The organism is Duganella sp. GW821-FHT07G03 (assembly GCF_059418605.1).
The window spans coordinates 233,335-247,815 of sequence record NZ_JBWKQE010000002.1; the positions used below are offsets into that span (position 1 = coordinate 233,335).

12 protein-coding genes are annotated in these 14,481 nt (G+C 63.5%); 8 read left to right on the plus strand and 4 right to left on the minus strand.

What is annotated here, in order from left to right; genetic code table 11:
- Positions 1 to 105 precede the first annotated feature (105 nt).
- Positions 106 to 1,029: a LysR family transcriptional regulator gene (locus tag AC07OK_RS04925; protein WP_217944887.1), complete on the plus strand. Its 924-nt coding sequence runs from the start codon at positions 106 to 108 to the stop codon at positions 1,027 to 1,029.
- A gap of 43 nt (positions 1,030 to 1,072) precedes the next feature.
- Here AC07OK_RS04925 and AC07OK_RS04930 read toward each other — a convergent pair whose 3' ends face one another.
- On the minus strand, positions 1,073 to 1,999 hold the full coding sequence (locus tag AC07OK_RS04930; protein ID WP_494689229.1) for a helix-turn-helix domain-containing protein: 927 nt from the start codon (positions 1,997 to 1,999) through the stop codon (positions 1,073 to 1,075).
- 124 nt (positions 2,000 to 2,123) lie between these two features.
- Here AC07OK_RS04930 and AC07OK_RS04935 point away from each other — a divergent pair, with 124 nt between their 5' ends.
- From AC07OK_RS04935 to AC07OK_RS04950, 4 genes are read left to right on the plus strand one after another with little or no spacing between them, the layout of a single operon-like run.
- Entirely contained in the window at positions 2,124 to 3,020 is an 897-nt protein-coding gene (locus tag AC07OK_RS04935) for a DMT family transporter (RefSeq protein WP_494689230.1), read from the plus strand.
- 13 nt (positions 3,021 to 3,033) lie between these two features.
- Positions 3,034 to 4,812: an amidohydrolase gene (locus AC07OK_RS04940; protein ID WP_494689231.1), complete on the plus strand. Its 1,779-nt coding sequence runs from the start codon at positions 3,034 to 3,036 to the stop codon at positions 4,810 to 4,812.
- A gap of 30 nt (positions 4,813 to 4,842) precedes the next feature.
- The gene (locus tag AC07OK_RS04945; protein ID WP_494689232.1) at positions 4,843 to 5,352 is read left to right on the plus strand and encodes a hypothetical protein; all 510 of its coding nucleotides are present in this window, start codon (positions 4,843 to 4,845) and stop codon (positions 5,350 to 5,352) included.
- Complete coding sequence (locus AC07OK_RS04950; RefSeq protein WP_494689233.1) at positions 5,352 to 6,074, plus strand: ABC transporter substrate-binding protein; 723 nt, start codon at positions 5,352 to 5,354, stop codon at positions 6,072 to 6,074. Before AC07OK_RS04945 ends, AC07OK_RS04950 begins: the two co-directional genes overlap by 1 nt.
- Here the strand turns inward: AC07OK_RS04950 and trmB are convergent, their stop codons facing one another.
- A complete protein-coding gene (gene trmB / locus AC07OK_RS04955; RefSeq protein ID WP_494689379.1) occupies positions 6,075 to 6,755 on the minus strand; it encodes a tRNA (guanosine(46)-N7)-methyltransferase TrmB in 681 nt (226 codons plus the stop codon). It lies immediately after the preceding gene.
- Between the two features lie 217 nt (positions 6,756 to 6,972).
- Between trmB and AC07OK_RS04960 the strand changes: the two genes are divergently transcribed.
- Both AC07OK_RS04960 and AC07OK_RS04965 read left to right on the plus strand, forming a co-directional pair.
- Positions 6,973 to 8,313 carry a GH1 family beta-glucosidase gene (locus AC07OK_RS04960; RefSeq protein WP_494689234.1) on the plus strand — a complete coding sequence of 447 codons (1,341 nt, stop codon included), beginning with the start codon at positions 6,973 to 6,975 and terminating at the stop codon, positions 8,311 to 8,313.
- Positions 8,314 to 8,416: 103 nt separating this feature from the next.
- The gene (locus tag AC07OK_RS04965; protein WP_494689235.1) at positions 8,417 to 9,778 is read left to right on the plus strand and encodes an MFS transporter; all 1,362 of its coding nucleotides are present in this window, start codon (positions 8,417 to 8,419) and stop codon (positions 9,776 to 9,778) included.
- Between the two features lie 70 nt (positions 9,779 to 9,848).
- On the opposite strand, the gene AC07OK_RS04970 is transcribed toward AC07OK_RS04965, so the two are convergent.
- Together AC07OK_RS04970 and AC07OK_RS04975 are read right to left on the minus strand one after the other, a co-directional pair.
- Positions 9,849 to 10,049: a type II toxin-antitoxin system VapB family antitoxin gene (locus tag AC07OK_RS04970; protein WP_494689236.1), complete on the minus strand. Its 201-nt coding sequence runs from the start codon at positions 10,047 to 10,049 to the stop codon at positions 9,849 to 9,851.
- A gap of 164 nt (positions 10,050 to 10,213) precedes the next feature.
- A complete protein-coding gene (locus AC07OK_RS04975; RefSeq protein ID WP_494689237.1) occupies positions 10,214 to 12,658 on the minus strand; it encodes a TonB-dependent receptor in 2,445 nt (814 codons plus the stop codon).
- Positions 12,659 to 12,917: 259 nt separating this feature from the next.
- Between AC07OK_RS04975 and AC07OK_RS04980 the strand changes: the two genes are divergently transcribed.
- Positions 12,918 to 14,480 carry a tryptophan halogenase family protein gene (locus AC07OK_RS04980; protein ID WP_494689238.1) on the plus strand — a complete coding sequence of 521 codons (1,563 nt, stop codon included), beginning with the start codon at positions 12,918 to 12,920 and terminating at the stop codon, positions 14,478 to 14,480.
- Position 14,481: the final 1 nt, after the last annotated feature.

Here is a 14,481-nt window from a genome sequence, read left to right on the forward strand (position 1 = left end):
TAAGTGGATAAACTGTTTGCTGAGTTGAATTCTAGGGCTAGCCCGTTTCCAGCGTTAGTAGCAACCGGCTATAATCAGTTTCAATAATTACTTGAAGGTAAAGTCATGGAGACCCTGGCCAACCTGGAATCCTTCGTGCGCAGCGCCGAGAGCGGGAGCTTTTCCGCGGCCGCCCGTCGGCTGGGTTTGACGCCGGCAGCAGTGAGCCGGAACGTTGCGCTACTGGAGCGCAATCTCGGCGTGCGGCTGTTCATGCGCAGCACGCGTGGCCTGACGCTGAGCGAAGCGGGTGAACGTTTTCAGCAATCGGTACAGGGCGGTCTCGACAGCATTCAGGGAGCGATTGCCGACATCAAGGTCAATGCCGGGCAACCGGCCGGCGTGTTGAAGCTGAGCGCCGCGCCGGGATTTGGCATGGACTATCTGCTGCCGCTCATGCCGGCGTTTCTCGAACGGTATCCGGGCGTGATACCCGACTGGGTGTTCGATAGCCGTCCACTGGACCTGATCGCGGGCGGCTTTGATGCGGCGATCGGCGCCGGCTTTGAGCTGCCGCCAGGTATGGTGGCGCGCGAACTGGCGCGCATCCATTTGATCGCGGTGGCGGCGCCGGCGCTATTGGAGGGCAAGCGTCGTCCCAAAGACCCCTCTGGACTTGCCGAGTTCCCCAGTGTGGTGATACGTTCTCCGGTGACGGGACGTCAACGGACGCAGGTCATGCGCAATCATGCCGGCGCCGAGGTCACGGCAAAGCAGCAAGCCATCATGCTGGTCAACGATCCCGATGCACTCAGCCGCGCCGTGGTGCTGGGCCTTGGGGTTGGCTTGATACCGGTGCCGCACGCCGCGCCGCATCTGGAAAGCGGTGCGCTGGTGCGCTTGCTGCCAAACTGGTATGGCGACGTCGGGGCGATCTCCCTGTATTTCACCAGCCAGAAACTGCTGCCGGCGAAGACGCGCGTGTTTATCGATTTTGTTGTCGAGGCGTTTCGGGTGCAAAATCTACCGCAAATCCTCTCCGCCAAATGAGCTGTCCTTGACTATGCACACACCAATTCGCTAGCCGGCCTGCCTACGAGGTAACGATGCTGCGGTAGCGGCTCGGCGGCGCACCCACGCTGTCGCGGAAGCGGTGGCTGAAGTGGCTCAGGTCCGCGTAGCCGCAGGCGTCGGCGATCTGCTGCAAGGGCTGGTCGGTGGCCTTCAACAGCTGGCGCGCATGCTCCACGCGGCGCGCCGCGATCCACGCCGACGGCGGCATGCCGAACGAGATCCTGAACATCCGCGCCAGGTGGTACTCCGACATGCACGCCAGCTGCGCCAGCATGCCCAGCGAGATATTCTGCGCCAGGTTCGCTTCGATGAAATCGGCCAGACGGCGCCGCACCACCGGCGCCAGCCCGCCACGCACGCGCTGCTGGTGCTGCGGCATCGATTGCGACAGCAGCAGGAGACTTAAAGTCTCGTGCGCCGTCTCGTTGGCGCGCAATTGGCCGTCCGCGCCTTCCCAAGACATGTCCGCCAGCCCGGCGCACAGGCGGCCGATGCGTTCATCCTCAAAGTAGGTGCGGTCGGCCAGCGTGATCTCGCGCGGCTCGCGGTCCAGCTCCACCACCGCCCGCCGCGTGAAGTGCTCGGGCAGGAAGTAGACGTGCAGGAAGCGCAGCGGCCCGCGCACCGTCCAGCTGGACTCGTGCCAGTCCGGCAGCGTGCATAGGCGCTCAGGCGCTCCGTACAGGCCGGGAAGCTCGTCACGCTCGGTGCGGTAGCCGCCGCCCATGTAGTAGGACAGCGTATGGTGGCCCGGCTTGCTGTAGCTGGTTTCGGCCACCTCGGTGTCGCGGCGCCAGATGGCCACCGCCAGATCGTCGCCCAGCCAGGCGAAACGCTCCAGCTCCGCATCCGTTTCGGACATGGTGCGGAACACCGCGTGCGAAATCAGTCCGTCCGGTGCGCGGGCGGGGGTGGCATCGGTGGCGTTGGAAGGGCGGGCTGGCACGGCGCGAACATTCAGTAAGAGTTGGCTTAAAGTCTAGCACGGAGCGCCCATTCCCCGCTGCCGGCCGGCCGATATGCGCAATTTCAGACAAGCGCCGCCCGCGCGCGCCGGGCATGCTGGCAACATGAATATCTTCCTCTACCTGCTCACCGTCCTGATCTGGGGTACCACCTGGATCGCCATCACCTTCCAGCTTGGCGTGGTGCCGGCGCCGGTCTCGATCGCCTACCGCTTCTGGCTGGCCGCCGCCGTGTTGATGGGATTTTTGCTCATCACCCGCAAGCCGTGGTGGCCGCCGCGCCAGGCGTGGCGCTACCTGTTCGCCCAGGGCCTGGCGCTGTTCTGCCTGAACTTCCTGTGCTTCTACTACGCCAGCCAGTGGATCACCAGCGGACTGGAAGCCGTGGTGTTCTCCACCGCGCCAATCTGGAACGCCATCAACGGCCGCATCTTCCTCGGCCGGCCGATACGCCGCCAGGTGATGATGGGCGCCCTGCTCGGCCTGACCGGCATCGTGCTGCTGTTTTCGCCGCAGATGGCCGGCCACTGGAACGACAGCAAGGTGATGATGGGCCTCGCGCTGACCCTGGGCGGCACGCTGTGCTTCTCCTGCGGGAACCTGCTGTCGAGCCGCATGCAGTCGCTGGGCCTGACGCCGTGGCTGACCAACACCTGGGCCATGCTGATCGGCTCCACCACGCTGGGCGTGGCGGCGCTGGCGCTGGGCATGCCGTTCGCGCTGGAGCCGAGCACGCGCTATGTCGGCGCTCTGCTGTATCTGGCGATCCCCGGTTCGGTGATCGGCTTCACCGCCTATCTGTTGCTGGTCGGCCGCATAGGACCGGACCGCGCGGCCTATTCCACGGTATTATTCCCCATCGTGGCACTGACCATTTCAACCATCTACGAAGGCTACCACTGGACGCCGACGGCCCTGGCCGGGCTGGCGCTGGTACTGGCGGGGAATCTGCTGGCGTTCCTGCCGCTGGCCCCGCGCACCAAAGCGATGGGAGCCGCATAAAACAGGGAAACGCATGAACCGATACGTCGCTGCACTGACATTGGCATTGGCGGCATCCGCACAAGGCGCCGAAGCGCCGGCGGACACCATCTACCGCAACGGCTACATCTACACAGTGGATGCCAGGGACAGCGTGCAGCAGGCGCTGGCCGTGCGCGCCGGCCGCATCGTCTACGTCGGCGACAACGCCGGCGCCAAGCCGCTGGCCGGCAAGAAGACCAAAGTCATCGACCTGCACGGCCGCATGCTGATGCCCGGCCTGGTCGACGGCCATATGCACCCGCAATCGGGCGGCAGCCGCCTGCTCAATTGCAGCCTCGATTACGCCGCGCTGACGGTGGCCCAATTCCAGTCGCGCATCCAGGCCTGCCTGGACAAGGACAAGAAGTCCGACGCCAGCCGCTGGCTGGTGGTGGTCAACTGGTTCCAGCAAGGGATGCTGCCCGACGGCGTGGAAACCACCGCCGCCACGCTCGACGCGCTGAAAACCGAACGTCCCGTCATCGTGCGCTCGTCCTTCGGCCACTCGGCGCTGCTCAATTCAAAAGCGGTGCAACTGGCCGGCATCAAACGCGACACGCCCGATCCCGCCGGCGGCAAGATCACCCGCGACGCCAAGGGCGACGCCACCGGCCTGCTGGAAGACGCCGCGCAGGACATGGCGATGAACCTGCTGCCGCCGTTGACGGTGGCCGAGAACCTGGCCGCCTCCAAAGCCGCGCTGGCGGCGATGCGCAAGCAGGGCATCACCAGCTTCCTCGACGCCTACACCGATCCCGAAACCATGACCGCCTTCGCCGACCTGCACAAGCAGGGCAAGCTGACGGCGCGCGCGCACTTCGCGGTGCTGATCGACCTGGATAAAGGCGCCACGCCGCAAAGCGCGGTGGCCGAACTGCTCAAGCAGCAAAAGCAGTTCGACCAGGGGCCGACCACCGTTAAGCCGTCGATGCAGGTACGCCACGCAAAACTGTTCATGGACGGCGTGATCTCAGCACCAGCCTTCACCGGCACCATGCTGGAGCCCTATCTGGTCAACAAGGGCACGGCGGACAAGCCGGACTGGCAGCCCGGCCCCAGCACAGGCCCGGCCAGCTACTTCTCGCCCGAAGCGTTGAAGACCACGCTGACGGAACTGGCCAACGCCCATATCGATCCGCACATCCACGTCGACGGCGACCGCGCCGTGCGCGAATCGCTGGACGCCATCGAATACCTGCGCTCCACGCCCGCCGGCAAGGACATCCGCCCTGCGCTGGCGCACGACGAAATCGTCGCCCCGGCCGACTATCCGCGCTTCGCCAAACTCGATGTGACGCCGGTGCTGTCCTTCCAATGGGGGAAACCGGCGCCCGACACAGTGGGCGCGCTGAAGGACTACATGGGCCCACAACGCTACGCCATCGTCGAGCCGCAAGCGCTGCTGCTGAACGCCGGCGCGCGCATCGCCTATGGCAGCGATTGGCCGGTCGATCCGCTCGACGAATGGTTCGCGCTGAAAGTCGGCGTGACCCGCACCGCCGCGCCGGACGCGGGCAAGGAATACGCCGGCACACTGGGGCCGCAACCCGGCATGCCGCGCGCCGCCGTGCTGCGCGCCATCACGCTCAACGCCGCCTACACGTTGCGCCAGGAAGCGCTGACCGGATCGCTGGAACCGGGCAAGCTGGCCGACATGATCGTTTTGGACCGGAATTTCTTCACCATTCCGGCCGAGGACATCGCCAACATCAAGGTGCTGCAGACTATGGTGGGCGGCAAAATTGTGTATCAGGCCAAGGGCATGCGTTAAGATGTCGGCCTTTAGATAAACGGGCACGCCATGGAACTCGCCATCTCCCTGCTGATCATCGCCGTCACCGGCCTGGTGGTCTACGCGATCATCAAGACCAATCCGGCCAAGCCGATGCCGCTGCCGGCGCGCCCCGCCACGCCGTATGAACCGACGCTGCCCGACGTCGCTCCCGCGCTGCACTGGTCCGACGACGGCCGCTTCCTGGTCGAAGTGGTCAACGAATCGCGCTACCAGGCCACGCTCAAGACACTGGCCGGCGACCATGGCGACCAGGCCGCCGCAACGCCCTACCTGGCCACACTGGTGCCGGACGATGTCAATCCGTACGAGAGCGCGGCCGTCGCGGTCTTCCTCAACGGCCGCATGACGGGCTACCTGTCGCCCAAGGCCTCGCTGACTTTCCGCGCGCTGCTGAAGCACAAGGACATCGAAGGCCAGGTCACCAGCTGCGACGCCCAGGTGCGCGGTGGCGGCGTGTGGCAGAGCGGCCATCTGGCCTATGTCGTGGCACTGGATATCGAGCAGCTGGAAAAGTGATGAAGGTGTTTGCCCTGTCCCTGCTGATGGCGGCGGGGGCCGCCTCGGCCCAGCCGCTGGCACTTCATTACGCGCAAAGCCCGCCGCTGCAATATGCCGACTCGCGCGGCGTGCTGACGGGCCACGCCGCCGCGCCTGCCATCGCCGCGCTCACTGCGGCCGGCATCCCGTTTGTCGTGCGCCAGACGCCGGCCAAGCAGCAGCTGGTGCTGATGCAGGCGGCCGAGCAGGAACCCGCCTGCATGCTGGGCTGGTTGCAAACGCCGGAGCGCGAACGCGTCGGAAAATTCTCGGAAGTGGTGTATGAGGACAAGCGCCCGTTCGCGCTGACCTGGAGCGGCAATCCCGCCATGCATGACGAGCAGCCGTTGAAGGATACGCTGACCGACAAGCAGCTGCGCGTGGTGGTGAACCGGGGAGTGTCCTACGGTGTGGCGTTCGACCGCGGCCTGCTGCGCTACAAGACGCCGACCATCCCAAGCAGTGCGGACACCCAGCAGCTGCTGGACATGCTGCGCCGGCACAGCATCGACTACTTCTTCATCACGGAAGAAGAAGCCGAGGAAGCGATCAAGGCCTCGGGCTATCCGGCCTCGTACTACAAGCGCATCTACTTCTCCGACCTGTACAAAGGCTACGAGCGTCGCCTGTGGTGCAGCAAGTCGGTGCCGGACGAGACGTTCAAGCGCTTGAACGCGGCCATCGTCCGGCTGCGCAAATAATTACTTCTTCGTGAAGACCAGGTCCCACACGCCGTGGCCCAGTTTCAGGCCGCGGTTTTCAAACTTGGTCAGCGGACGATAAGCCGGCTGCGGCGCATAGCCATCGGCGGTGTTCTGCAAGCCCTCTTCCGCGCCCAGCACTTCCAGCATCTGCACCGCGTAGTCTTCCCAGTCGGTGGCGCAATGCAGGTAGCCGCCCACGGCCAGCTTCTGCACCAGCAGCTTGACGAACGGCGACTGGATCAGGCGGCGCTTGTTGTGGCGCGCCTTGTGCCACGGATCCGGGAAGTAGATATGCACGCCGTGCAGCGAACCGTCCGGGATCATCTGGTTCAACACTTCCACCGCGTCGTGCTGGATCGCCTTCAGGTTGGTCAGGCCCTGTTCTTCGATCAGCTTGAGCATGCTGCCCACGCCGGGCGTGTGCACTTCCACGCCGATGAAGTCCTTCTCCGGCATCACGCCGGCGATGTGCGCCGTGGTGCCGCCCATGCCGAAACCGATCTCCAGCACCACCGGCGCCTTGCGGCCAAAGACCTGCTCATAATCGAGCGGCGTCTTGGCGTATTCGATCATGTACTTCGGGCTCAATTCCTCCAGCGCGCGCGCCTGCGCGGTCGACAGGCGGCCTGCACGCGTGACGAAGCTGCGGATGCGGTGTTCGGTCGGGTCGTAGAGCATCGGCCGCGCTGGGCCGTCTTTAGGGGTATCGGAAGACATGGGATGAAGTGAGTCGATGAAGAATGAGGCAGCATTATATCAGCCGCTCAAAACCCATTTCAGCAAAAGATTGACACCCCGTTTGACTTGAGGTCTAATCGAGTCAGGAGGCGTGAAATCGTTTTCAAACGTCAAAATGCCCTGTTTCGCACCCTGTTAATCCTCAAAACGACTATCCATGACCGATTTCACTCAATTTCCTCCCTCGTTTACCTGGGGCGTCGCCACCAGCGCCTTCCAGATTGAAGGCGGCGCGGTCGCCGACGGCAAAGGCCCGTCGATCTGGGACACCTTCAGCCACACGCCCGGCAACGTCATTGACGGCAGCAACGGCGACATCGCCTGCGACCACTACCACCGCTATCAGGAAGACGTGGCCATCATGTCCGGCATGGGCGTGGACGCCTACCGCTTCTCGATAGCCTGGTCGCGCGTGCAGCCAACGGGCAAAGGCGCCTGGAACGAAGCCGGTTTCGCCTTCTACGACCGTCTGCTGTCCGAACTGGAGGCCAAGGGCATCGAAGCCCACGTCACCCTCTACCACTGGGACCTGCCGCAAGGCCTGCAGGACGACGGCGGCTGGCTCAATCGCGACACCGCCTACCGCTTTGCCGACTATGCCGGCGAAGTGGCGCGTCGTTTTGGTTCGCGCTTGAAAACGATTGCAACGCACAACGAGCCGTGGTGCACGGCCAACCTGGGCTACGGGAACGCGCAGTTCGCGCCCGGCGTGGCGGACCTGAAGCAGTCTATCCAGGTATCGCACCACCTGCTGCTGTCGCACGGGCTGGCGATGCAGGCCATGCGCGCGGTCGGCAGCCCGGCCAAGCTGGGCATCGTGCTCAATCAGTGGACCGCCGACGCGGCCACCGACAGCGCGGCCGACAAGGCGCTGGCGGAATTCGAATACGCCCGTTCGGTGCAGTGGTTCATGGACCCCATCTTCAAGGGCAAGTATCCGGAACTGGCGCTGCAAGGCCACGGCGACAACGCGCCGGAGATCCACGAGAACGACTTCAAGGACATCCAGCACAAGATCGACTTCCTCGGCGTGAACTACTACTTCCGCGCCTACTGCTCGGCCGAGACGCCGCCGCGCCAGCCGGAAGCGAAACTGGGTACCACCGACATGGGCTGGGAGATCTTCCCCGACGGCCTGACCGAGCTGCTGCTGAAACTGAAAGCGGAGTACGAGCTGCCGCCGATCTACATCACCGAGAACGGCATGGCCAATCCGGACGTGATCGTCAACGGCGAGATCCCGGACGAGGCGCGCATCGATTTCGTGCTGCGCCACCTGAAGGCGCTGAACGACGCCCGCCTGCAAGGCGTGGACATCCAGGGCTACTTCCTTTGGAGCCTGCTCGATAACTTCGAGTGGAACTCCGGCTACGCGAAACGCTTCGGCATCGTCCACGTCGACTATGCGACGCAGAAGCGAACCTTGAAGCACAGCGCGCACTGGTACCGCGACTATCTTTTGAAACAAAGGCCGCAACGCACCGCGCACGCGGCCTAGAGCAAGCGTAATCACCCCGCCGGCGCAGATGCCGGCTTTTTCCTTTCTACAGGCCACAGAGCCTGATGCTTTACACTCCAACGAGAATAACGAGGACGACATCATGCAAACCGCACCATCCGCCGTGCCACAAGAGCCGCAGGCATCCGCCGCCAGCCAACCGCCATCGCTACTGCGCGCCATGTTCGCGCGCGGCACGCCGATGCTGTGGGTCCCCAGCGGATACTTCGCGATGGCGCTGACCTACATGATGCTCACCAGCGTCACCTCCATCATGTTCAAGAACCTGGGCATGGACAACGGCCAGGCCGCGCAGTATGCCAGTTACCTGATCCTGGCCTACACCATCAAGCCGCTGTTCGCGCCCTTCGTTGAAATGTACCGCACCAAGAAGTTCTTCGTGCTGTGCGCGCAGCTGATCATCGGCCTGGGTTTCGCCGGCGTGGCGCTGGCGATGTCGCTGCCGGACTACATGGTGGTGATGGTGTTCATGTTCGGCGTGCTGTCGCTGGTCGGCGCCACACAGGACATCGCGTCCGACGGCGTGTACGTCACCTCGCTGGACGCCAAGACGCAGTCGCTGTTCTGCGGCATCCAGAGTCTGAGCTGGAACATCGGTCCCATCGTCGCCTCGGGCGGCATGGTGTATCTGAGCGGCTGGCTGCACACGCACTACTTCCATCACCAGGCCGGCGTGTTCGGGCCGGAGTGGATCGAATCGTGGCGCATCATCTTCTTCATCGTCGCGGCCATCACCATCGTGGCGGCGCTGTGGCACATGCGCGTGATGCCGGACGGCGCCAAGGCGGAGAACGCGCCGAAGTCGGTGGCGGAAGCGGCCTTCATCCTCAAGGATTCCTTCGTCACCTTCTTCCAGAAGCGCGACGTGTGGTTGATGGTGTCGTTTGCGTTCCTGTTCCGGCTCAGTATCGGGCTGCTGGAAAAAATCGGGCCCTTCTTCATGGTCGATCCGGTGGCGCAAGGCGGGCTGGGATTGTCGAACGAGATGCTGGGACTGATCTACGGCACCTATGGTCTGATCGCGGTGCTGCTAGGTTCCCTGCTGGGCGGGATCTTCGTCGCGCGGCGCGGGCTGCCGGCGACCTTGTTCGTGCTGTGCTGCGCGGTCAACATCCCCAACGTCACCTTCCTGTTGATGAGCATCTACCAGCCGCACGACCTGCTGATCATCAGCGCCGGCGTGGCGATCGAGAAGTTCTTCTTTGGTTTCGGTTCGGTGGGTTTCATGATCTACCTGATGCAGCAACTGGCGCCGGGCAAATACACCACCACGCACTACGCCTTCGGCACGGGCCTGATGGGCCTGTGCATGATGGTCACCGGCATCGTCAGCGGCCACTTGCAGCAGGCTTTAGGCTATGTGCACTACTTCTGGCTGGTGATGGCCGCCACGATCCCATCGTTCATCGTCACCTGGTACGCACCGTTCCATCATAAAGACTAAGCGCATACACCCAGACGTGTGCTCGCTATGCGAAGCCGGCGATCATGCCGGCTTCGCGCGTTAGCCAGAATCATTCTACGCCCCGGCGGCGGCGAGGAATGTCGGCAAGGTCCGGCTGAGTTCCGCCTTGGGCCGCCAGCCATTCGCCAGCTTTCAGCTGAATCAATGTAGTAACAGCCATCTGAACCAAGGCATCGGCTTCCATTGGCCCAACGTAGGTGCGCGCCTTCTTCAGCAGCTCATTGTCGATCTCGATCTTGATGCTAGACATGATCTATCCTCCCGCCAGCTCTCATATTCATCATAGTCTGTACCAAACTGTTTGCCGATAATTTGATCACTTCGAATCGGCATAAAAAAACCCCTCGACCTTTTCAGGACGAGGGGCTGGAAGACCACTACAACAACACTGGGACTACATGAAAAACTCTTTGCTTAGAACGACTTGCCGACGTTGATGCCGAAGGTGCGCGGCGGCAGGTACTGCGCTTGCCACGGGCCGTTGGCGTTCATCGCGCTGGTCTTGATCTTCGCGTCTTCCGCGTTGCGGATGTAAGCGTCGAAGTACCACTTCGAATCGGCGTCGAAACGCAGGCCAAGGTCGGTGCGGGTGTAAGCCTTCTGCTTGTCCGGCTCACCCAGATTGAACACGCTCAGCCAGCTGGCCGTTTCGTAATGCGCGCTGATGCGCGGGATCAGCGTGCCGTTGGCCAGCGCGAAGCTGTGCTGGTACATCATCTGCGCGCTGAACTTCGGCGAGTGCGGCATGGTGTTGCCGGTGACGTCCAGGCAGGTACTGATGCCCGGCACCGAACACGCCGGCAGCACGTAGTCGTTACTGCCGCCAACCAAGTGCTTCAGCGTGGCGTTGGTGTACGCTGCCGTGAACTGCACGCGGTCTTCACGCGTGATCTTGGCGGCGATCTCCGTCTCCAGGCCCCAGACCTTGGCGCCTTCCGCATTGCTGGTCGCCAGGCCGCGCGTGCCATCTGGATTGGTGATCGGTGCGCTGAACTGGAAGCCCTTGAACTTCTCGTAGTACGCCGAATTATTCATCCGTACCGTGCCGCCCAGGAAGGTGCTCTTCGAGCCGACTTCGTAATTGGTCAGCGTCTCGGAACCATATGGCACGCCGCCATCCTGCAAGCCGCCCGACTTGTAGCCGGTCGATACGCTGGCGTAGACCATGTTGTTCTTGTCGATCTCGTAGCTCACGCGTACCAGGCCAGTCAGCTTATGGTCGTTGAACACGCCGTCGTTATGCTGGTAGGTCGTGAAGCCGGTGCCGCCGCCCAGTGGATTCATCGAAGGGCTCACAGGAATCTGCGGCGCATCCGAATTGCTCCAGCCGTTGTTGGTGCCGCCGATGTTCTTGCGCTCGTCCGAGGTGTAGCGCAGGCCGCCGGTGACATGCAAGGCATCGTTGGCATTCCAGGTGGCCTGGCCGAAGACGGACTTCGATTCCACGGTTTCCTTGGGCTGGATGAAGGAACCCTGCCAGCCCACGGTGCCCTGCTGGGTGCCGTTCATGATCGGGATGTCGAAGCGGATGCCGTTGTCCTCATTGGCGTAGTACAGGCCAAGCAGCCAGTCCACATCGCGCTTGCCGGTCGACTGGATTTCCAGTTCGTGGCTGTAGTTCTTGTACTTGGACCAGACGGTGTTGTTGGCCTGGTAGCTGCCGCCGCTGGTGAAGCTGGTCGGAATATTGGCGCCGCCATCCTGGTCGAAGGTCGACGAGCCATTGAAGCGCGAATAGCCAGCGATGTAGGCCAGGCTGATGTCCTTGTTGATCTCGTAGTCGACGCGGCTGCGCACCGAATGCGAATCGCGGTTCACGCTAGGCGCGACGTCGATCAGCGCCGACCAGAAATCCTGGCCCGCGCGCGGCGTCTGCATCAGGTTCATGCTCGGCGTGCCGCGGTCCATATAGTGCTCATACGCGACGTTCCACTTCAGGCCAGGCATCGGCTGCCACAGGAAGCTCAGGCGCGCCGCGCTCTGGTCCTGCGCGCTGTATTTCTGGTTGTTGTTGACGTACAGGTTGGTGTTGATCGGCTGGAAGGCGATCGGGTTGCCCGGATGCGCCTTGTTCCATGCGGCGATCACCGGATCGGCCGCCGTGTGCTGCGCGGCGAGCGACAGGTTGGGCGCGTCCTGGTAGCTGACGTAGCCGTTGTGCTGCTCGTGCACCACCGCCACGCGCATCGCCATGGTGTCGTTGATCGGGATGTTGACCGCGCCGCGCGCGCCCACACGGGCGTAGCTGCCGTAGCCCGCTTCGAAGTTGCCGGCGCTGCTGCCGATTTCCGGCTTCACGGTCTGCATATTGACTGCGCCGACCGTCGAGTTGCGGCCCCACAGCGTGCCTTGCGGGCCGCGCAGCACTTCGATCGCGTCCAGGTCGAACAGCAGCGCGGTCGCGCCTTCCGGACGCGGCGAGTAGATGCCGTCGACGAAACTGGCCACTTCAGGATCGGCGTATTCGGTCTTGGCGCTGTCGTTGCCGATGCCGCGCAAGGTCATGGTGATCACGCCGTGGTCGCCCTGGCCGGTGGCGGCGAAGCCTGGCACCAGGTTGACCACGTCCTGCAAGGTCTGCACGTGGTTATCGTCCAGCACCGCGGCGTTCAGCGCGGTCACCGCGACCGGGGTCTTTTGCAGCGAAGTGGATCGCTTGGTCGCGGTGACATACACCTCGGTGATGGTCGATGAGGTTTTATCGGCGGCGGTGGCGACGGCGATGGACTGCTCGGCGGCCGATGCTTCGGCCGGGGTGGCCGCATAGACGGTGACGCTGGTGCCGGCCATCAGGGCGAGGATGGCCAACTGGATCGGGGACGGCAAGCGCTTCCCGGACTGCGGTACGTGGACGTTCATAAGTCTCCTTTTGCGTAGCGATCGCCGGGGAAGGGGCGGTGCCACATTTATCATCGTGGAAATCGATTTCATGTTGTTTGAAATCGTTTTCAAATTCACTGAAAACGTTTTCGTTATTTGTGAAATCGATTTCATGGTACATAATTCAAATCACGGATGTCAATTTAAAAATTGTAGCGGCGTTGTTTCCCTGACATGCCAGACGGCGTTTCGAGGGGCTGCACACTCTACCGACGGAGACCAAAATAAAATGAAATCGATGCCAACACCTGTCAAAAACGTCCTGATTGTCGGCGGCGGCACCGCCGGCTGGCTGACGGCGGCCTTCCTGGCCCGCACCCTGGGCGCCGGCGCAGACGAGAATAGCGTGCGCATCACGCTGGTGGAATCGAAGGAAATCGGCATCATCGGCGTCGGCGAAGGCACTTTCCCCTCGATCCGCGGCACGCTGGCCGCCATCGGCATCGACGAAGCGCGCTTCATCCGCGAGTGCCACGCCACCTTCAAGCAGGGCATCAAGTTCACCGACTGGGTGCGCCCGCCCGGCGCGCCGGGCAACGACCACTACTTCCATCCTTTCAGCCTGCCCAGCCAGCGGCCCGGCGGCCCGGAACTGCTGCCCTACTGGCTGCAGGGCGCGGCCGCGCCGGGCGTAGGCTTCGCCGCCGCCGCCACCATGCAGAAGCGGGTGGCCGATGCCGCGCACGGCCCCAAGCGCTACAACGACGCCGACTTCATGGGGCCGCTGAACTACGCCTACCATTTCGACGCCGGCAAATTCGCCGCCCTGCTCAGCACCCACGCGCAATCGCTGGGCGTGCGCCACGTGCAGGCCACGGTGGAGCGGGTGGAGCTGGACCAACAAGGCGCGATCGGCGCGGTGCACACCAAAGAGGCCGGCGTGCTGACGGCCGACCTGTACATTGACTGCACCGGCTTCCGCGCCGCGCTGATCGGCGACGCGCTGGGTACGCCCTTCCGCAACATCAACGACACGCTGTTCGTCGACCGCGCGCTGGCGATGCAAGTGCCCTACGAGTCGGCCGACGCGCCCATCCCCTCCTACACCATCGCCACCGCGCACGAGGCGGGATGGACCTGGGACATCGGCCTGCACCAGCGGCGCGGCATCGGCTACGTCTACTCCAGCCGCCACACCGACGACAGCCGCGCCGAGCAAGTGCTGCGCCAATACATCGGCCCCGCCAGCGACGACCTCAATCCGCGCCAGCTCAAGCTCAATGTGGGCTACCGCGAGCAGCACTGGGTGAAGAACTGCGTGGCGGTCGGCCTATCGGGCGGCTTCCTGGAGCCGCTGGAATCGTCCGGCATCGGCCTGATCGAAACGGCGGCCTACCTGGTCAGCTACCTGTTCCCGCACAACGGCGACCTGGCGCCGGTGGCCAAGGTGTACAACGAGATGATGAAGGCGCGCTACGAGCGCATCGTCGATTTCGTCAAGCTGCACTACTGCCTCACCCAGCGCCGGGACAACGCCTTCTGGACCGACAACACCGACCCGGCCAGCATCCCGGAATCGCTGCGCGACAAGCTGTCCATGTGGCGCACGCGCGCGCCGCACCGCATGGACTTCGTGGTGGACCTGGAGATGTATCCGCCGTCCAGCTGGCAGTATGTGCTGTACGGGATGGAGTTCCCGACCGCGCAATACGCCAATGCGCGCACGCTGCCGCGCGTCGACGAGGCGCGCAAGGAGTTCCAGATGATCGAGCAGATGTCGCTGCGCGCGCTGGCCGACCTGCCCACGCACCGCGCGCTGGTCGAGCACTTCCTCCAGCGCGGCGAGCGCAAGACCGCCTGAC